The organism is Micromonospora sp. CPCC 205558 (genome assembly GCF_036902955.1).
Classification (GTDB): Bacteria; Actinomycetota; Actinomycetes; order Mycobacteriales; family Micromonosporaceae; genus Micromonospora.
Map to the genome: position 1 here is coordinate 15,489 of NZ_JBAKHR010000036.1, position 18,884 is coordinate 34,372.

Sequence of the window (18,884 nt, forward strand, 5' to 3'; positions counted from 1 at the left end):
TTCGTCCAATTGAGACGAGGAGCGACATGCTCAGGAAAACGCGGTGGCTGATGGCCGTCGCCGTCACAGCCACGACGCTGACCGCCCTACCGGGTGGCCCCGCCGCGGCTGGCACCAGCGGCATCGGTCAGACCGGCTCACCCGCAGCCACGGCCAATCCGAAGACGCACACCGTCACCCTGCTGACCGGGGACGTGGTGACCGTACGGGACACCGGATCGGGGTGCCCACAAGCCACGGTGCGGCCGGCCGACGAGAACGCGGTGATCCGCCAGAGCTGTGGCCCCGACGGCCACCTGCACGTCATCCCCGCCCGCGTCGCGTCCCAGATCGGCTCGGTCCTCGACCCCGACCTGTTCGACGTCACCACGCTGATCGCCGACGGCTACGACGACGGCAACTCCACTGAGCTGCCGCTCATCGTGCAACCCGCCACCGCGTCCGCCCGGGTGGCCGCGCTCGGCGAGGTGCTGTCGTTGCCCAGCATCGGCGCGGTCGCCGGCCGCGTACCCAAGAAGAGCCCGGCCACCGCGAAGCTGGCGACCAACTCGTTGCTCGCCGGCGCGAAGAAGGTCTGGCTCGACCGCAAGGTCCGGGCCACCGCCCTGACCGGCGGCGGACAATCCGCCGGCCTGGACCGCAACCTGGGCCAGATCGCCGCGCCGGACGCCTGGAAGGCCGGCTACACCGGCAAGGGCGTCCGGGTCGCGGTCCTCGACACCGGTGCCGACTTTACCCACCCCGACCTGGTCGGCCGGGTCGTCGAGCGGGCCGACTTCACCGTCGAGGGCGGCGACGCGGTCGACCACAACGGCCACGGCACGCACGTCGCCTCGACGATCGCCGGCACCGGTGCGGCCGCGAACGGTCAGCGCCGCGGGGTGGCGCCGGACGCCAACCTGGTGATCGGCAAGGTGCTCGACGACCACGGTTTCGGCGACGACTCCGGCATCATCGCGGCGATGGAGTGGGCCGCCACCCGGGCCGACGTCATCAACATGAGCCTCGGCGGCAGCGACGCCGACGACGGCACCGACCCGCTCTCGCTGGCCGTCGACGGGCTGAGCAGGTCCACCGGCGCGCTGTTCGTCATCGCCGCCGGCAACAGCGGCGCCGCCATCTCCTCGCCCGGCTCCGCCGCCAGCGCGTTGACCGTCGGCGCGGTCGACCGTAACGACAAGCTCGCCGACTTCTCCAGCCGCGGACCACTGGTCAGCAGCCACGTGGCGAAGCCGGAACTGGTCGCCCCCGGTGTCGACATCGTCGCCGCCCGGGCCGCCGGCACCAACCTCCAGGACCCGATCGACGAGCACTACGAGGCGATCAGCGGCACCTCGATGGCGAGCCCACACGTGGCGGGTGCCGCCGCGCTGCTCGCCCAGCGGCACCCGGACTGGACCGGTGAGCAGCTCAAGGCCGCCCTCGTCGGTGCCGCCGACCCGCTCACCGACGTCGACGCGTACGCCGTCGGAGCCGGCCGGCTCAACGCGGCGCGGGCCCTCGGCGGCCCGACCAGCAACCAGCCGGTGGTCAACCTCGGCACCTTCGCCTACCCGCAGTCCGGGACCAGCGAGGCGAAGCTGAGCTGGACCGGCGAGGCGACCCCGGCGACGACGCACCTCGACCTCGACGTGTCGGTCGCCAACCACGACGGCCAGCCGGTGCCGCGCGGCGCGGCGTCGCTCTCGACGAGCCGGCTGACGCTCAAGCGCGGCTCCACCGCCGACGTGACAGTGCGGGTCAACCGTGCGGCGCTGGCCGCCCGGCCAGGCTTCTACCTGGCCACCGTCACCGCCCGCGGCCCCGGCCGCAAGCTGGCCTCGACCACCCCGGTCAGCTTCTACGTCGAACCGCCCAGCTACGACCTGACCATCCAGACGAAGCCGTTGTCCGGCCTGAAGGACGGCGCGGAGAGCTGGATCAACCTGTTGGTCACCAACCTGAGCGACCCGGTGATCTACTACGACGGCGCGGGCGGTACGCCCGGAGACACCTTCACGCTGCGGGTACCGGCCGGCCGGTACGCGATCCTCGGCTCCTCGGTCGCCTACTACGTCGACAGTGACGTGCTGGAGACGACGCTGGCTGCCGAAGCCGACCTGGACGTGCGCGGCGCCCGACGCGTGACGCTCGACCCGGCCCGGGCCAAGCCGGTGACGGCGACGATCGACGGGGTGCCCGCCACACCCACCAAGACCGACCTCACCAACGTGCAGACCGCGCCGAACGGCCTGTCCTGGTGGCATCAGATCAGCGGGTACGGGGCCAGGACGACGGTCCGCACCACCGCGTTGTCCACGCCCACCGTCGGCTCCCGGCGCACGTGGGGGGCCGTCAACCTGGACTCGCCGGCCGGCACCGCCAAGCCGTACCGCTACAACCTGGTGCACGAGTACGCGGACGGCGTACCGGCCGACCCCGCCTTCCGGGTGAGCAAGGCCGAGCAGGCGAAACTCGCCCGGATCGACGAGCGGTTCCACCAGGCCGACTCGGAGGGGATGGTCACGCAACTGATCCGCAGCGGCCTCACGCCGGACGGGGCGCCGGTGACGCAGACCCACGAGGGGAACCTGCCGCCGAACCGCACCGACTACCTCTCGCCCGGGTACCTCTGGGCGGACGAGGGAGTCTACGGTGGCCTGTCGGCCCAGGAGGCGCCCCGCAGCTACCAGCCGGGCAGCCAGCAGACCAAAGTCTGGGCGCGGCAGCCTCTGCACTCCGGCTTCTACGACGACCCGGCCGGCGCCACCTGGAGTTGCGCCACCGCACCGTCGCGGACCCGCGGCAACCTGCACATCGATCTGGTGTCGCTGACGGATCAGCATCAGCGGGCCGACTGCCTGCAGGGCAACTCGATCGGGGTGAACCGCAAGCTGTCGCTGTACCGCAACGGCAAGCTGGTCGAGGAACGGGACCGGCCGCTCGCCGACTTCACGGTGCCGCAGCAGTTGGCCGACTACCGGCTGACCCTCGACGTCGACACCAGCCTGATCCTGCCGATCTCCACCAAGGTCAACACCTCGTGGACGTTCCGGTCGGCCGGGCCGGACGGCACCGGAAGCGTGCCGCTGCCGCTGCTCGCTGTGGACTACGCGCTGCCGATGGACACCAACAACCACGCCACCGGCGGTACGGCCGAGTTGGCCGTCCGGCAGGCGCACGGTGTCAAGGCGCAGAAGGTGACGTCGTTCGAAGTCTGGACCTCGACCAACGACGGTGCCACCTGGACGTCGGCCCGGGTCACCACGAGCGGCGACAGCTACCGGGTGGCGCTGCCGAAGGCCGCCGCCGGGCAGGCCGTCTCGCTGCGGGTGAAGGCCGCCGCGAACGGCGGTAGCGGTATCGACCAGACCATCATCCGGGCGTACCACGCCGGCTGATGGTCACCCCGCTGGTGCGGCCCGGGCCCCCGACCGGGCCGCACCAGCACCCCGTCGGTGCCCTCCATGTCCTGTCCGGCGAGGTGGCCGGACCGTCACTGGCCTTCCCAGACCGCCTTCGCCCCGGAGTCGCCGGTGCGGAACACGTAGTAGACGGCGACGCCGGCGGCCACCACCGACAACACCTGCAACGCCAGGGTCAGTGGTCGACCGGGCCGCCCTTCCGCGCTGGACTCGGCGGCCCTCGGCGGTACGAACCAGACCAGTGCCAGCGCCACGACCGCCAACCCGATCGTCACGTAGAGCGTGATGTCACCGAACTCCTGGTGCGCCTCCAGCGTCGGGAGGAATTCGGGGGTGACCCGGTTGGCCGCCTGCATCCGTTCGAGGAAGGCGTCACCGGAGAGCTTCGTCAGCAGGGCGGCGACCGGCGCGCCCACGGCGAGCAGCCCCAGCACCCAGCGGGTGTGCGGGCGGATCGGCGCGACGAGCGCGTAGCCGACCGTCAGCAGGGCCAGCAGCGGCACGAACACGACCGCGGCGTGCAGCAGCAGAGGGTGGGCGGGGATGCCCATGAACTCCTCGAACATCCGCGTCTCCTCCGGTGAGATCAGCCTGGACGTTGATCGTCCACAGAGGGACGTTATCGGTACCGAGTGAGCATGTCATCCCCGCCGACCGCTCACCTGTCGCAGCGCAACGCGGCCAGGTCGACGGCGTCCGCCATCGCCTGCATGCCCTTGTCGTTCGGGTGGATGTGATCACCGCCGTCGAAGAACGGCAGCAACGCCTGCGGGTCGTACGGGCTGCGGGTGATCCGGTCGAAGTCGACCACGGCGTCGAACACGCCGCTGTGCCGGATCCAGTCGTTGACGCCCTGGCGCACGGCCTCACCGGCGGCGTCGTACTCCGACCAGCCCTTGTACGCCATCACCGTGGCGCCGACGACGCACCTGCCGGCCGCGTGTGGTGCTGTCGTTATCCATGTCGGGTTTTCCAACCTGGGGGCTCGGCGGATGCGCGCGGCGGCGCGGCCCGGCTGTCGCGCCGGGCCGCGTCCGGGCACGTCAGAGGGTCTGCGGTACGGCGATCCGGTCGATGTCGGGGGAGTACCAGGTGCCGCTGTCGAAGGTGATGGTGTTGGTGCCGGCCTTGCGTACGGTGACGTCGTTGAACCGCACCGCGCCGCCGACGTAGAGGTTGCCGACCTTCTGGCCGCCGGAGCACGCGTCACAGCCGCCGACGGAGGCGTTGCCGGTCAGGGTGTTGACCGAGGCCTCGGCCTCGTAGCTGGTCGTGGCGAGTGCGGTGCCCGGTCGTACGGTGAACAGCCGCGAGCCGTGCGCGGGCAGCGCCGCGGTGATGGCGTTCTTCTGCGGCCCGAGGTCGCGGCGGTTCCACACGTCCCGCACCGAGGCGTTGCCGGTGAAGCCGAAGGCCGCCCAGTGGGCGGTGACCGACGCGGGCGCGTCGGCGAGGTTGAACAGCGCGACGGTGTAGCTGCCGTCCGGGTTCTTCGCACCCCAGAGTCGGCGGCGCGACGGCCACGTCGGGCTCAGCTCACCGCCGCCCGTACGCCGAGGCCGAGCAGGATCGCACCGGTCAACCGATCGAACATCCGGCGCACCGAGGCGGTCCGGAGCAGTCTGGCGGCGCCACCGGAGACCTCGGTCCAGCCGGCGAGCCAACAGGTGTGCAGCGCGGCGTGTGCCGTGGCGAGAAGCACCATCGGCACCAGCACCGGTCGACCCGGTTCGAGGAACTGTGGTGCCAGGGTGAGGTAGATGGCGGCGGCCTTGGGGTTCAGCACGTTGCCGAGCAACCCCTGCAGGTACGGGTGGTCCACCCGCCAGGGCAGCCGCCGGGGGCGAACCGTCGGTCGCTGTCCGGCCTCCGTACGACGGCGGGACGCGGACCAGAGCAGCCAGAGGCCGAGCCCGACCAGGTAACCGGCGCCGACCAGCTTGACGACCCAGAACGCCTGCGACGAGCGGAGCACCAGTGCGGCCAGACCGACAGCGGCCAGGGTGGCGTGCACGTAGAGCCCGGTCACCGTACCCAGGATCACCCACCAGCCCTGCCGTCGCCCGCCTGCGGCGACCCGCGAGACGACCAGGGTCAGGCTTGCGCCCGGCGTTGCGGTGATCGGCGCGACGGCGAGCAGGAAGCCGAGCACCGCGACCCCGTGCATGCTCAGACCACCACCCGGTAGTGGGTGGTGAGCAGCCCGGCGTCGTCGTACACGTGGAACGCCACGCCGGGCGGCTGGGCCTGGGTGGCCAACGGGCCGTCGCCCTCCCAGGGCATCCGCAGCGTGGAGACCACACCTGGCGCGATCCGCAGTGGACGGCCCGCGAAGGTGCTCGCGGCGGCGGTGTGGAAATGCCCGGTCAGCACGGCGGCGACCTGGGGGTGGGCGGTGACGAGCTCGGCCAGGGGGTCGGCTGGCAGGAGCCGCATCGGGTCGATGACCGGGTGGTGCAGCACCACCGGCGGGTGATGCATGGCGATGAACGTCGGCGTCTCGGCCGGCACCGAACCCAGCTCGTCGGCGAGCCAGGCCATCGTCTCCTCGTCCAGGTGGCCGTCGTCCGCACCGGGCACGGACGAGTCGGCGAGGAGGAAGACCGCGCCGGCCACGTCGTGCCGGGTGTTGATCGGGCCGGTGCCGCCACGATCGTCGCCGAGCAGACCCTTGCGGTACGCGTCGCGCACATCGTGGTTGCCGGGGCAGACCATGACCGGCAGTGGGGACTCGAAGAGCTTCGCGGCGGTCTCGTACTCGGCCACCTCGCCGTGGTCGGCGATGTCCCCGGTGATCAGGATCGCGTCGACCGGTCGGGGCAGGCCGTGCAGGTAATCCATGACGCGGGCGGTCCGCTCGGCCGATCGGGGATGGCTGTCGAGATGGGTGTCACTGAGATGCGCGATGACCAACACGGGCGCCCCCTAATGGTTGTGAAAGAACGAGGCATTAGGGAAGCTACTCGCTGCCTCCTGGCAGGAGGCGGTCGCCCAGCTCAACCAGGCCGCCGGGGCGTTGCCGGTCCGGCGATAGCCGCCGTGGTCAGCTCCGGGAACGCGGCAGGCAGTCCTTCTTGTACTTGAGGCCCGAGCCGCACCAGCAGGCGTCGTTGCGCTCCGGAGGCCAGGGGATCCGTGCGCTGGGGCGAGCCGACACCTCGGCCGCGTAGCCCGCCCGGACCGCCGTGTCGGCCGGATCGCCGCCCCGTCGACCGGCGAACGCGGTCAACCCGGCCACTGTCGCGCCGAACACGCCCAACCCGGCCTGACCGGCACTGCGCAGCCGAACCAGCTCCGTCTCCAGCCGGCCCCGGTGCGCGTCCCAGTCCGGCCCGTACACCTCGGTGAGGGCGGGATGCTCGGCGAGCAGGCGATCGAACTCGTCCCGCGGCCAGAAGAGCAGATCCGACTCGGCGTCCCTGCGCTCCCCGGCCCGCCGCACGAGCTGGGTCTCCAGCCGGTCCGCCAGGTCGTCCTGCCGGTCGTGCGGCAGGTTCAGGTTTCGGCGTACCCGATGCCGCTGTTGCAACAGGAAGAAGGCCACACCGGGCGCGTCCGGCGGGCCGAGATCGACGACCGGGTCGATGGTGGTGCTGGCCGCCCCGGAGGCCCCGGTCGCGCGTTCGCCGAGCAGGGTGTCGACCGCCTCGCTCAGCCACGTCTCGGCGATCGCCGAACGCCCACCGGCGTCCAGCGCGGCACTGACGTAGGCGGGGGCGTCGGGCTGCACGGACAACAGGGGGCGTAGCGCGGTCAGCTCCGCCATCGCTTCGTCGTCGCGACCGCCGGCCCGGAACAGGGCACGGGCCCGCAGCGCGCGGGCGAACCCGGCCCGCGGGTCGTCTCCGGACGGGTACGCCGCCAGGGCCTGTTCCGCGTAGCGCAGGGCGGCATCTGGTCTCGCCCGGATCTCGGCGATCTCGGCGGCGAGGGTCAGCGCGTCCCCGGCGTCGTCCGGGTCCTCCAGTCGGCCCTGTTCGGCCGCCGCCGCGACGTCGGCGGCGACGCCGAGCGGGTTGGCCGTCCCGAGCGCCGAGCGGCGAAGTTCGGCGAGGTCAGCCTTGGTGAGTACGTCTTTCGTCGGCACGATCTCACGGTACGTCGCAGGCTCCCGGGCGGCCGGCAGATCACCTGTTACGCCGCTCTCATGCCCCAGGAGCCGAGCGGGGTGTGATCTGGGCGTCGTGACTCGACCGGTCGGTGGCCGTGGCGATCGTCGCCACCGCCCCCTTGGCGATTTGCATCGATAGACGTCAAATCGAAATAGTCATTTCGCCTTTTGTTGTTCCGGGCCCAAGGCGGCCTCGGTCGAATTTCCGTTGGCGGTTTCCGGCACTGCCATTCCATCGAGGTCCGTTACGGATGGTGACGGCATGCGGTGCCGGCGAGGGCACCCCGCGCCCAGGGCGACCAGCCCATCGATGCATTGAACTGCACTTAAATTGATCATCTCCGTCATCCCGGGTAGATGATTAACTCTCGATTAACTGTGAGTGACCACCGAAAGTTGCGCTGCACTTCTCGCCAGGAATCGACATCGGTCGCCCGGAACGACTGAATGAACCGACGTTCAGGACACAAGCCTGTTACAAAACTGACTCATGGCGAAATCATTTACCCGGCTAACGTTCCACCACTAGAGCCGCCATCCGGACAACCGTCCGGGTGGCGGTGTCATGTGTCAGCACGAGGAGGAGGTCGTCCCGCGTGGAGCCGATGGTCACGGAGCCCCAGGTGCTCCGCGCCGGAGAGCCGGACGACGGACGGGTGCAGAGCGTCTCGTCGCCCGCCGCCCCGGTCCGGACGGTCAGCAAGTCGCCGACCCGGATCGCCCTGGCCCGGCTACGCCGCGACCGGATCGCGATGATCTGCGCCGCGATCTGCGTGGCCTACATCCTGATCGCGATCTTCGCGCCGCTGCTCGCCGGGTTGGAGGGACAGAACGCCACCGACCTGCACCAGGATCTGATCGACGAGTTCGGCTTCCCGATGATCGGCCCGACCGGCGAGCACTGGTTCGGGGTGGAGCCCCGCCTGGGCCGCGACCTCTTCGCCCGCTGGGTGTACGGCGCCCGCCCGTCGCTGATCGTCGCGGTCGCGGTCACCACCATCACCACGATCATCGGTGTGGTGGCGGGTTTGGTCGCCGGCTTCACCGGCGGGTGGGTCGACCGGGTGCTCTCCTGGCTGATCGACCTGGTGCTCAGCCTGCCGTACCTGCTGTTCGCGATCGCGAGCTCCGCCGTCCTGGTCGCGATCTTCGGTGGCGCCGACGGTGCCGGGGCCGAGGACGTCGCCCAGATCCGGTTCATCTCGCTGATCTGCGTGCTGTCGTTCTTCGGCTGGGCGAGCCTCGCCCGACTGGTGCGGGGGCAGGTGCTCTCGCTGCGCGAGCGTGAGTTCGTCGCCGCCGCCAAGGTGCTCGGCATCCCCACCCGGCAGGTGCTCTTCAAGGAGCTGCTGCCCAACCTGGTCGCGCCGATCGTCGTCTCCGTGTCACTGGCCCTGCCCGGCTACGTGGTGGCCGAGGCCGGTCTGACCGTGCTCGGCGCCGGGCTGATCGAGCCCACCCCGTCCTGGGGATTGACGATCTCCGCCGCCACCACCTACTACCGGGCCGACCCGCTCTACCTGTGGCTGCCCGTACTCGGCATCACGATCCTGGTGCTCGCCCTGAGCCTGCTCGGCGACGCCGTCCGCGACGCCTTCGACCCCCGGACCCGTCGATGAGGACGCCCCGGACCGGAGGAGAACCACGGACCCCGCACCCCGGGGGTCCGCTGACTGGAAGACAAGACAGGAGTACGTCTGTGAGGCAACTCAAGGTTGGTCTCGCCGCCGCGGTGGCCGCCGCCCTGGCGGTGTCCGGCTGCGGCAGCCCGTCGTCGAACAACGGCAGCAACGACGGGGGTGACGCCAAGGGCATCGAGACCCAGCAGAGCGCGTTCGACCCGACCGCCAAGGGCCCGGCGGCCGAGGTGCCCGGGGCCAAGAAGGGCGGGGTCATCACGGTCTACTCCCAGATGACCCCGAACACGTTCGACCCGACCGACACCTACTACGCCGACGCGTTGGCGATCGAGAAGCTGCTCTTCCGCAGCCCGACCCAGTTCGCGATCCGCAACGGCAAGCCGGTGCTCGTGCCGGACCTGACCGACCTCGGCACCGTCTCGTCGGACCAGCTGACCTGGACGTTCAAGATGCAGTCGGGCATCAAGTACGCCGACGGCAGCGAGGTCAAGGTCGAGGACCTGGCGTACGCGATCAAGCGTTCGTTCGCCCACGACGTGTTCGCCAACAGCCCGACGTACCAGCTGACCACCTTCAAGGACGGCGACAAGTACAAGGGCCCCTACGCCAGCGGTGACACCTTCGCCGGCGTGGAGACCCCGGACTCGGCCACGCTGGTCGTCCACCTGGCCCGGCCCTTCGCGGACCTGCCCCTCTACATGACCTTCCCGGTGTTCACGCCGATCCCCAAGGACAAGGACACCAAGGAGAACTACAAGAACAACCCCCTCGCCACCGGGCCGTACCAGTTCGACACCTACACCCCGGGCACCGAGCTGAAGCTGAAGAAGAACCCGAACTGGGACCCCAACACCGACGCGGTGCGGCACCAGTACCCGGACGGCTTCACCTTCAAGTGGGGCGGCGAGGACCCGAAGACCCAGCAGCAGGTGCTCAACAGCGCCGGCGAGGACGCCAACGCGCTCAACTACGGCCCCGTCGACGCCTCGCTGATCCCGCAGCTGACCGGCGACAAGAAGGCCCAGCTGGTCCAGGGCGAGCAGCCCTGCACCTACTCCGTGCAGCTGGACACCCGCAAGATCCCGCTGGAGGTGCGCAAGGCGATCGCCAAGGCGTACCCGTACGACCAGGTCAACAAGGCCGCCGGCCTGAACAGCTTCAACTCCCAGCCGGCCAGCACCATCCTGCCGCCGAGCGTGCCGGGCTACACGAAGTACGACGCGCTGCCGGGCCTGAGCGGTGTCGGCCAGGGCGACCCGGCCGCGGCCAAGGCCGACCTGGAGGCTGCCGGTAAGGCTGGCTTCGAGCTCAGCTGGTACTACGACAACACCAAGCCGGTCACGCAGCAGACCAACCAGATCCGCGTCGACGCGTTCAAGGCGGCCGGCTTCACCGTCAAGCCGATCGGTGTCACCACCGCGGAGCTGCGCTCCAAGATCGCTGACTACGACGCCCCGGTCAACATGGGCCAGGCGCCGCAGGGGTGGTGCTCGGACTGGCCGAGCGGCGGCAGCTGGTTCCCGGTGCTCTTCCAGTCGCACAGCATCACCGACGGCACCAGCTGGGGCGCGCTCACCGACAAGGCGCTGGACGCCAAGATCGACGAGATCGGCAAGCTCCCGGCCGAGCAGGCCGTCGCCAAGTGGGGCGAGCTGGACAAGGAGATCCTGGGCATGTACGTCGCCCTGCCGCGCTACTACGGCAAGCTCGCCTTCGTGGTCGGCACCAACATCGGTGGCGCCGAGGGCGACGCCTCCGCGGGTGAGCCGTTCTACCCGAACATGTTCCTGAAGAACTGACCCTCCGCACCCCCAACGTGGACGCCGGCCGGCCTCCGGCACCGTGCCGGCCGGCGTCCACCCCCTTCCCCGTTCCGGCTTGGGCTCCCAGCCCGGCCCGCTGCCACCAGGAGCCTCGGCGGTGCTCATCTACATCCTGCGACGGATCGCCAGCGCGGTCTCCGTCGTCATCGTGACGCTGGTCGCCAGCTTCGGCCTGTTCTTCATCGCCCCCACCGACCCGGCCGGGACGATCTGCGGCCAGCGCTGCACCCCGGAGCGGTACGCCGACATCAGCGCCAGCCTCAACCTCGACCAGCCGGTCGTGGAGCAGGTCGGTGAATACCTCAAGGGGCTCGCGGTCGGGCGGACGTACCACTCCGGCGGGCTCGCCATCGAGTGCGACGCGCCCTGCCTCGGCTACTCGTACACCCTCGGCCAGCCGGTGACCAAGCTGATCGGGCAGGCGTTGCCGGTCACCGTGTCGATCGTCCTCGGCGGTGCGGTGGTCTACCTGATCGCCGGCATTCTCGGCGGCATCATCGCGGCCCGACGACGAGGCACCTACCTGGACCGGCTCATGGTCGGCACCTCGCTCGGCATCAACGCCGTGCCGTACTTCGTGGTGGCGCTGCTCGTGGCCCTCTACGCGACGTTCCTGCCGCACGCCGGCTACCACCCGCTGCTGGAGAACCCCCTCACCTGGGCGGCCGGGCTGCTGGCCGCCTGGCTCACGCTGGGCCTGGCCAACGCCGCCTCGTACACCCGCTACGCCCGGGCCTCGATGATCGAGACGTTGGGCGAGGACTACATCCGCACCGCCCGCGCGAAGGGCATCAGCGAGCGACGGGTGGTGTACCGCCACGGCCTGCGCGCCGCGATCACCCCGATCGCCACCATCTTCGGCCTCGACCTGGCGTTCCAGCTGACCGGTGCGATCTTCACCGAGGCGATGTTCGGGTTGCCCGGCCTCGGCGTGCTCACCCTGCGCGCGTTCAACCAGTACGACCTGCCGGTGCTCATGGGCGGTGTGCTGGTCGGCTCGGTGGTGCTGGTCGTGATGAACCTGCTCGTCGACATCCTCTACACGATTCTCGACCCGCGAGTGAGGCTGGGATGACCGAACCGCAACTGCTGACGACGCCGGAACGCCGGCCCGATACGGTCTCCCGCGCCCGTCGGGTCGCCGGTGACCGCACCGAAGGGCAGTCCTACCTGGAGGTCAAGGACCTCACGGTCACCTTCCCCACCGCAGACGGGCTCGTGCGGGCGGTCCAGGGGCTCAGCTACTCCCTGCCGCTGGGCCGCACCCTCGCGGTGGTCGGCGAATCCGGCTCCGGCAAGAGCGTGTCCAGCATGGCGATCATGGGCCTGCACGACCCCCGCAGCACCCGGATGACCGGCTCGATCACGGTCGGCGGCGAGGAGATCGTCGGCATGTCGCCCGCCGAACTCCGCAAGCGGCGCGGCGTCAACGCCGCGATGATCTTCCAGGACCCGCAGTCGTCGCTGCACCCGTACTTCACCGTCGGTGACCAGATCATCGAGGCGTACCGGGCGCACCACCGGGTGTCCAAGCGGGTGGCCCGGGACCGGGCTGTCGACATGCTCGGCCGGGTCGGCATCCCCAACCCGCGCCGCCGCCTGGACGACTACCCGCACCAGTTCTCCGGCGGCATGCGGCAACGCGCGATGATCGCGATGGCCCTGGTCAACGACCCCAAGCTGCTGATCGCCGACGAGCCCACCACCGCGCTGGACGTCACCGTGCAGGCGCAGATCCTCGACCTGATCATGGAGTTGCAGCAGGACTTCGGCTCGGCGGTCCTCTTCATCACCCACGACCTCGGTGTGGTCGCCGAGATCGCCGACGACGTGCTGGTCATGTACGGCGGACGCGGCGTCGAGTACGGCCGGGCCGAGTCGATCCTCGGCCAGCCACTGCACCCGTACACCTGGGGTCTGCTGGAGAGCATCCCGGCGGTCTCCGGCGAACCGGCCCGTCTGCACCCCATCCCCGGCTCCCCGCCCAGCCTGCTCGCGCTGCCCAGCGGGTGCTCGTTCCACCCGCGCTGCGAGTTCGCCGGCCGGGTGCCCGGCGACGCCTGCTCGGTCGACCTGCCCGACCTGGTCTCGCGCACCGAGGACACCACCCGGACCTCCCGCTGCCACCTGTCCGACCCGGCCGGGATCTTCGCGACCGACATCCTGCCCCGGCTGCCCTGAAGGAGCACGAGATGAGCACCACCACCGACAGTGCGATCCGCCCCGCCCCGGCCGACCAGCCGGGCGGGGACGGTACGCCACTGCTGGAGCTGCGCGACCTGGAGATGCACTTCACCGCTCGGGGCGACGGATGGTTCGGCCGCAACGACCACCGCATCCGGGCCGTCGACGGGGTGTCCCTGCAACTGCGCGCGGGCGAGACGCTCGGGCTGGTCGGCGAATCCGGCTGCGGCAAGACCACCACCGGGCGCCTGATCACCCGGCTGCTGGAGCCGACCGGTGGGCAGGTCCTCTACCAGGGCACCGACATCACCCACCTGAAGGAGAAGGACCTGCGGCCGTACCGGCGGGAGCTGCAGCTGATCTTCCAGGACCCGTACTCGTCGCTCAACCCCCGGCACACCGTGGGCACCATCATCGGCGCGCCCCTGCGGGTGCACAACATCGTGCCCAAGGGCAAGGAGCTGGACCGGGTACGGGAGTTGCTGGAGGTGGTGGGGCTCAACCCCGAGCACTACAACCGCTACCCGCACGAGTTCTCCGGCGGCCAACGGCAGCGCATCGGCATCGCCCGCGCGCTGGCCGTACAGCCCAAGGTGATCGTCGCCGACGAACCGGTCAGCGCCCTCGACGTGTCGATCCAGGCGCAGGTGATGAACCTCCTCGAAGACCTGCGCAAGGAGTTCACCATCGCGTTCGTCTTCATCGCCCACGACCTGGGCGTGGTGCGGCACTTCTGCGACCGGGTGGCGGTGATGTACCTGGGGCGGGTCGCCGAGATCGGTGACCGCGACTCGCTGTACGGCACGCCCGCGCACCCGTACACCCAGGCGCTGCTCTCCGCCGTGCCCGACCTGGGGGTGGTGCGCGGCGCGACACCCAAACCGCGGATCCGGCTGGCCGGTGACGTTCCCGGCCCGATGGACCCGCCGACCGGCTGCCGGTTCCGCAGCCGCTGCTGGAAGGCCGAGGAGGTCTGCGCCACCACCACCCCGCCGCTGCTGCAGGTCGGCGCCGGGCACGCGGCCGCGTGCCACTTCGCCGGATCACTGCAGGAGCAACCCGCGGCCTGAGCGCCCCCGCTGGCGGCCTGAGCCGCCGGCGGGGCGGGCCGGCGGGGGCCGCAGGCTCAGTCGGCCAGCAGCTCCCGGACGCGGGGGATCACCTTCGTGGCGTACAGCTCGATGCTGCTCAGCAGGTGTTCGTGGGCCAGGGTGCCGGTGGCGTACTTGAGATCGATGCGCTGCAGACCGAGAGTTCGTACCGTCTCCGCGACCTTGCGGGCCACCGTCTCCGGTGAACCGACGTGCCAGGCCCCCTCGGCGATGTCGGCTTCGAACCGGGCCCGGGTGGCCGGCGGCCACCCGCGTTCCCGGCCGATCCGGTTCAACATGTTCCGGGCGTGCGGCCAGAGCCGATCGGCCGCCTCCTTGTCGGTGTCGGCGACGAAGCCGGGCACGTGCGCGATGACCGGGAGTCGCTCCTGGCCGAACTGGTCGAGGGCACGGTGGTACAGCTCGACGTAGGGCGCGAACCGGGCCGGGTCACCACCGATCACCGCCAGGGCCAGCGGGAAACCGAGCCGGGCAGCCCGGACCACCGACTGGGGGCTGCCGCCGACGCCGACCCAGGCGCGGATCCGCCCGGACTCCGTCTTCGGGTAGACCTCCTGCTGCCTCAGCGGCGCCCGTACGCTGCCCTCCCAGGTCACCGGACCCTCCGCCAGCAGCCGCGCCATCAGCTCCAGCTTCTCCTCGAACAGCTTCTCGTAGTCGCCGAGGTCGTAGCCGAACAGCGGGAACGACTCGGTGAACGAGCCTCGACCCAGTGTGATCTCGGCACGTCCCTGGGAGACCGCGTCGAGGGTGGCGAAACGCTCGAAGACACGCACCGGATCGTCCGAGCTGAGTACCGTCACGGCGGTGCCGAGCCGGATCCGCTCGGTCTGGCCGGCGATCGCGGCGAGCACGATCTCCGGGGCGGAGATCGCAAAGTCGTCGCGGTGGTGCTCACCGAGGCCGATCGCGTCGACACCGAGCCGGTCCGCGAGTACCGCCTGCTCGACGACGTTCCGGATCACCTGCGCGTAGGGCAACGGCTTGCCCTTCACGTCGACTGTGACATCCCCGAAACTGTCCAGCCCGAACTCCACCTCGGTGGTCACGTCGGTCCTCCTGATCGCGATGCGTCCGCCGCACCCGTTTTTCCGCTGCTTCCGGTCCGTCGAGCACGGCTCATGGTTTCCCGGCCCCTGACCGTCTGGTGAGGCGGGTCGGTCAGAACTCCTCGTACACCGCCGGGTCCTGGTCGGCGAGCCGCCCGTCCCGGCGGCCCAGCGCGGTGATGGCCTCCACCTGCGCGTCGGTGAGCTTGATGTCGAAGACGTCCAGGTTCTCGGCCTGCCGCTGCGGAGAGGCGGCCTTGGGCAGCGGAATCACCTGCCGGGCCACGTGCCAGGCGAGGATCGTCTGCGCCGGGCTGACGCCGTGCGCGGCCGCGATCTCCGCGATGACCGGGTGCCGCTGCAGGTCGTTGCCGTGGCCGAGTGGGCTCCACCCCTGCACCAGGATCCCGTGCTCCCGGTGGTAGTCGAGCGCCTCCTGCTGCGGGAAGTACGGGTGCACCTCGATCTGGTTGACCACCGGGGCGACCCCGGTCTCGGCCACCAGCCGCTCGATGTGCTCCGGCAGGAAGTTGGACAGACCGATGTGCCGCACCAGCCCGCGCTCACGGGCCTCGATCAGCGCCCGCCACGCCTGCACGTACAGGTCTTCCTTCGGGTTCGGCCAGTGGATCAGGTACAGGTCGAGCCGGTCGAGGCCGGTGCGGAACACACTCTCCTCGATGGTGGTCAGCGCCTCGTCGTAGCGGTGGTGCCGCCCCGGCAGCTTCGAGGTGACGATCAGTTCGTCCCGTACGTCGCCCGCCGAACGGGCGGCCCGGCCGACCGCGCCCTCGTTCTCGTAGTTGACCGCCGAGTCGAGCAACCGGTAACCCGCCCGGATCGCCTGCCCGATCGCGTCGGCACCCGCCGCACCGTTCAGCCGGTACGTGCCGAGCCCGATCGCCGGCAAAGTGGTGCCGTCGGCAGCCGTCAGATGGGGAATCGTCATGATCGGAACCCTACCCGCGCAAGCCGTCCCGCAGGCTGTGTCTTCCGCCCGGACGGTCCATCAGGCGGACCCGTCGCCGGTGGGGGCGTCCCGGATGGCGAGCGCGGCCTGGATGAGCGCGGCGTGGGTCAGCGTCTGCGGGTAGTTGCCGAGGTGGGCGCCCGTCGCGGGGTTCACCTCTTCGGCGTAGAGGCCGAGCGGGCTGGCGTGGTCGACCATGGCCTGGAACAGCTCGACGGCCTCGCGGCGACGTCCGGTGCCGGCAAGGCCCTGAACGAGCCAGAACGAGCAGGGTAGGAACGCGCCCTCGGTGCCGGGGAGCCCGTCGCGCCCGGGCGGGTAGCGGTAGAGCAGTGGACCGCCGGCGGACAACCTGTCCCGGATGGCGTCGATGGTGCCCCGTACCCGCTGTGACCCGGCCCGGTCCATGCCCAGCAGCGGCAGGACGAGCAGGGCAGCGTCGAGTTCCCGGGAGCCGTACCCGCGGACGTAGCTGGACGCCGTCGGGTCGAAGCCGCGCGTCCGGACCTCGGCGGCGATGGCGTCACGGGCGTTCTGCCAGCGTCGACGTTGATCCTCACGCAGGGGATGCGTGTCGGCGATGGCCAGGGCCCGGTCCAGGGCCAGCCAGCCCATGAGCTTGGAATGGACGTGTTGGGCGGGTTCCCGTACCTCCCAGATACCGGCGTCGGGCTGCTGCCAACAATCGGCGACCACGTCGGCGAAACCGCGCACCGCCCGCCACGTCTCGGCGTAGAGGCGGTGGCCGGCCTGAGCGAACGCCCAGGCGGCGTCGATCACCCAGCCGTAGCCGTCGAGCTGGTGCTGCCCGGCGGCGTCGTTGCCCACCCGTACCGGGCGGCTGTCGAGGTAGCCGGGCCAACCGGCCAGCTCCCGCTCCGCCGGTACGTGCCGGCCGTGCACTGTGAGCAGCGCCGGCAGGCGTGGACGTTGCAGTCGGCTGGCATGCAACAGCCACGCGAGGAAACCGCGGGCCTCATCGGTCTTGCCGACGCTGAGGAAGGCGCTGACACCGATGCTGGCGTCCCGGGGCCAGACATAACGGTAGTCCCAGTTCCGTTCCCCACCGGGATCCTCGGGCAGTGACGTGGTGGGTGCGGCCACCGGCGCACCCGAGGGCGAGTAGGTCAGCAGCCGCAAGGTGAGCAGGCTTCGCACGACGTGTTCCCGGAACGGCAGCCGCTCGTCGATCTCCGCGGTCCAGGCCCGCCATCGGGCCTCGTCCTCGACGAGCAGGTCCCAGGCGGCGGTCGGCTCGACGTGGATCAGCGGTTCGCGGTGGGCCACCGCCAGGACGAGGGTGACCGGACAACCCGGCCTGACCGTGATCGAGCTGGGCCGCCCCGGTTCGATTCTGAACCGGGGCGTGCTGTCCAACGCGACCGCGAGCGCCCCCCACTCACACACGAGGGCCTGACGTCGGTGCTGCGCTCGGGGCCGGCGGTGCCGTTCGCCGAGGCGGGGATCGAACTCCACCACCGCGTCGACCTCCGCCTGCTCGGCCGACAGCCGCCGCACGATCAGTGTCGCGGGCAGCAGGCGACCGCTGACCTCGGCCACCATCGCCTCCGTGAGGCGCAGCCGACCGCCGCCCACCGCCCAGGTGGTCTCCAGGGTGGCGGTGTGCTGCCGGTACCGTCGTTCGACGACCGTGGCGGGCCCGGCCGGGCCGACCCGGAACGTTCCGGCTTCCGTGCCCCCGACCAGTCGGCCGAACAGGGGATCGCCGTCGAAGCGCGGTACGCAGAGCCAGTCCATCGCGCCGTCACTCGCGACCAGGGCGGCGGTGCGGGTGTCGCTCAGCAGACCGTAGTCGCTGATTGGTGTCCCATCAGTCACGGAGATCGCTCCGTGCCGTCGGGCCGCCTTGGCGAGCGGCGGACGACCGGCGGGGACGCAGCCCGGCGCGGGTCACCTGGCCTGCAGGAGCAGCCCGAGGCAGGCTCCGTAGACGACGTGGACGACAGCCGTGACCACTGGCGTCTGCATGCCGTAGTTGACCGCGAACAGCCCAGGCGGCTCCAACACCGCCGTGCTGGCCGGCCCCGCCCGTTGCGAGGCCATCCGCGGGTGGACACCAGGCAGCAGCGGCAGAATCACCGTCAGCGCGATCCCGACGTGCACAATCCCGAACAGCGCCCCGATCCACCAGGTGGCGCGGTGCAACAGCGCGAACGTGGCCGCGTAACCGAGGGCGAAACCCTGACCGGTGCAGAGGTGCAGCAAGAACCCGTAGACCCGGGCCCGGTCGGGATCCTCGCTGACGAAGGTCCCGAGCACCAGGGGAAGGTCGAGCCGAGTGAGACCGACCAGTTGAGCGGTGATCATCGCCGCGGTGAGCGCCGCGGTGGCGACCAACCCGAATACCGCCCATCCGGCCCAGTCCATCTCAGCAGTCGTCGACGTCGCGGGCGTACTCGGTCATCGGTCCACCCTCCGGCTCAACAGCGTGAATCCCACGGCCCGGACCGGACACCGGCCGCCCGGTTTCTCACCATATGCCACCGGACGTGTCGCGCTGACCTGGTCGCCCCGACGTCCCTCGACGAGGTGGCAGTTGAACGGGGGAGGGCTCAGCCCTCGCTGATCAG

At 70.6% G+C, this 18,884-nt stretch carries 16 protein-coding genes; 6 read left to right on the forward strand and 10 right to left on the reverse strand.

Translation table 11 applies throughout. From position 1 onward, the window contains the following. Positions 1 to 26: 26 nt before the first annotated feature. Positions 27 to 3,380, forward strand: a complete 3,354-nt coding sequence (locus V6U86_RS29180) for a S8 family peptidase (protein ID WP_334508858.1) — start codon at positions 27 to 29, stop codon at positions 3,378 to 3,380. A 95-nt stretch (positions 3,381 to 3,475) separates the two neighbouring features. Here the strand turns inward: V6U86_RS29180 and V6U86_RS29185 are convergent, their stop codons facing one another. The 6 genes from V6U86_RS29185 to V6U86_RS29210 form a co-directional block, all read right to left on the reverse strand. After that, on the reverse strand, positions 3,476 to 3,970 hold the full coding sequence (locus V6U86_RS29185) for a DUF2231 domain-containing protein (protein WP_334508859.1): 495 nt from the start codon (positions 3,968 to 3,970) through the stop codon (positions 3,476 to 3,478). 92 nt (positions 3,971 to 4,062) lie between these two features. Then, the gene (locus V6U86_RS29190; RefSeq protein ID WP_334508862.1) at positions 4,063 to 4,446 is read right to left on the reverse strand and encodes an SGNH/GDSL hydrolase family protein; all 384 of its coding nucleotides are present in this window, start codon (positions 4,444 to 4,446) and stop codon (positions 4,063 to 4,065) included. A gap of 1 nt (position 4,447) precedes the next feature. Beyond that, positions 4,448 to 4,939, reverse strand: coding sequence for a hypothetical protein (locus V6U86_RS29195; RefSeq protein ID WP_334508927.1), 492 nt, complete (start codon positions 4,937 to 4,939; stop codon positions 4,448 to 4,450). After that, the gene (locus tag V6U86_RS29200; protein ID WP_334508864.1) at positions 4,936 to 5,571 is read right to left on the reverse strand and encodes a LysE family translocator; all 636 of its coding nucleotides are present in this window, start codon (positions 5,569 to 5,571) and stop codon (positions 4,936 to 4,938) included. The genes V6U86_RS29195 and V6U86_RS29200 overlap by 4 nt, the downstream gene beginning before the upstream one ends. Positions 5,572 to 5,573: 2 nt before the next feature. Continuing rightward, positions 5,574 to 6,320: a metallophosphoesterase gene (locus V6U86_RS29205; RefSeq protein WP_334508866.1), complete on the reverse strand. Its 747-nt coding sequence runs from the start codon at positions 6,318 to 6,320 to the stop codon at positions 5,574 to 5,576. Between the two features lie 127 nt (positions 6,321 to 6,447). Then, a complete protein-coding gene (locus V6U86_RS29210) occupies positions 6,448 to 7,491 on the reverse strand; it encodes an SEC-C domain-containing protein (RefSeq protein WP_334508868.1) in 1,044 nt (347 codons plus the stop codon). Positions 7,492 to 8,120: 629 nt separating this feature from the next. Here V6U86_RS29210 and V6U86_RS29215 point away from each other — a divergent pair. From V6U86_RS29215 to V6U86_RS29235, 5 genes are all read left to right on the forward strand, one after another. Beyond that, complete coding sequence (locus V6U86_RS29215; protein WP_334508870.1) at positions 8,121 to 9,134, forward strand: ABC transporter permease; 1,014 nt, start codon at positions 8,121 to 8,123, stop codon at positions 9,132 to 9,134. A gap of 80 nt (positions 9,135 to 9,214) precedes the next feature. Next, positions 9,215 to 10,954 carry an ABC transporter substrate-binding protein gene (locus V6U86_RS29220; RefSeq protein WP_334508872.1) on the forward strand — a complete coding sequence of 580 codons (1,740 nt, stop codon included), beginning with the start codon at positions 9,215 to 9,217 and terminating at the stop codon, positions 10,952 to 10,954. A gap of 121 nt (positions 10,955 to 11,075) precedes the next feature. After that, positions 11,076 to 12,053, forward strand: coding sequence for an ABC transporter permease (locus V6U86_RS29225; protein ID WP_334508874.1), 978 nt, complete (start codon positions 11,076 to 11,078; stop codon positions 12,051 to 12,053). Then, complete coding sequence (locus V6U86_RS29230) at positions 12,050 to 13,159, forward strand: ABC transporter ATP-binding protein (protein ID WP_334508876.1); 1,110 nt, start codon at positions 12,050 to 12,052, stop codon at positions 13,157 to 13,159. The genes V6U86_RS29225 and V6U86_RS29230 overlap by 4 nt, the downstream gene beginning before the upstream one ends. An 11-nt stretch (positions 13,160 to 13,170) precedes the next feature. After that, a complete protein-coding gene (locus V6U86_RS29235) occupies positions 13,171 to 14,232 on the forward strand; it encodes an ABC transporter ATP-binding protein (protein WP_442935027.1) in 1,062 nt (353 codons plus the stop codon). Positions 14,233 to 14,288: 56 nt separating this feature from the next. Here the strand turns inward: V6U86_RS29235 and V6U86_RS29240 are convergent, their stop codons facing one another. The 4 genes from V6U86_RS29240 to V6U86_RS29255 form a co-directional block, all read right to left on the reverse strand. Then, positions 14,289 to 15,323 carry an LLM class flavin-dependent oxidoreductase gene (locus V6U86_RS29240; protein ID WP_334508878.1) on the reverse strand — a complete coding sequence of 345 codons (1,035 nt, stop codon included), beginning with the start codon at positions 15,321 to 15,323 and terminating at the stop codon, positions 14,289 to 14,291. A 112-nt stretch (positions 15,324 to 15,435) separates the two neighbouring features. Next, positions 15,436 to 16,272 (reverse strand): aldo/keto reductase, encoded by an 837-nt coding sequence (locus tag V6U86_RS29245; protein WP_334508881.1) that lies wholly within the window; start codon positions 16,270 to 16,272, stop codon positions 15,436 to 15,438. Between the two features lie 60 nt (positions 16,273 to 16,332). Beyond that, complete coding sequence (locus V6U86_RS29250) at positions 16,333 to 18,132, reverse strand: glycoside hydrolase family 15 protein (protein ID WP_334508883.1); 1,800 nt, start codon at positions 18,130 to 18,132, stop codon at positions 16,333 to 16,335. Positions 18,133 to 18,204: 72 nt separating this feature from the next. Next, entirely contained in the window at positions 18,205 to 18,681 is a 477-nt protein-coding gene (locus V6U86_RS29255) for a hypothetical protein (RefSeq protein WP_334508886.1), read from the reverse strand. Positions 18,682 to 18,884 lie beyond the last annotated feature (203 nt).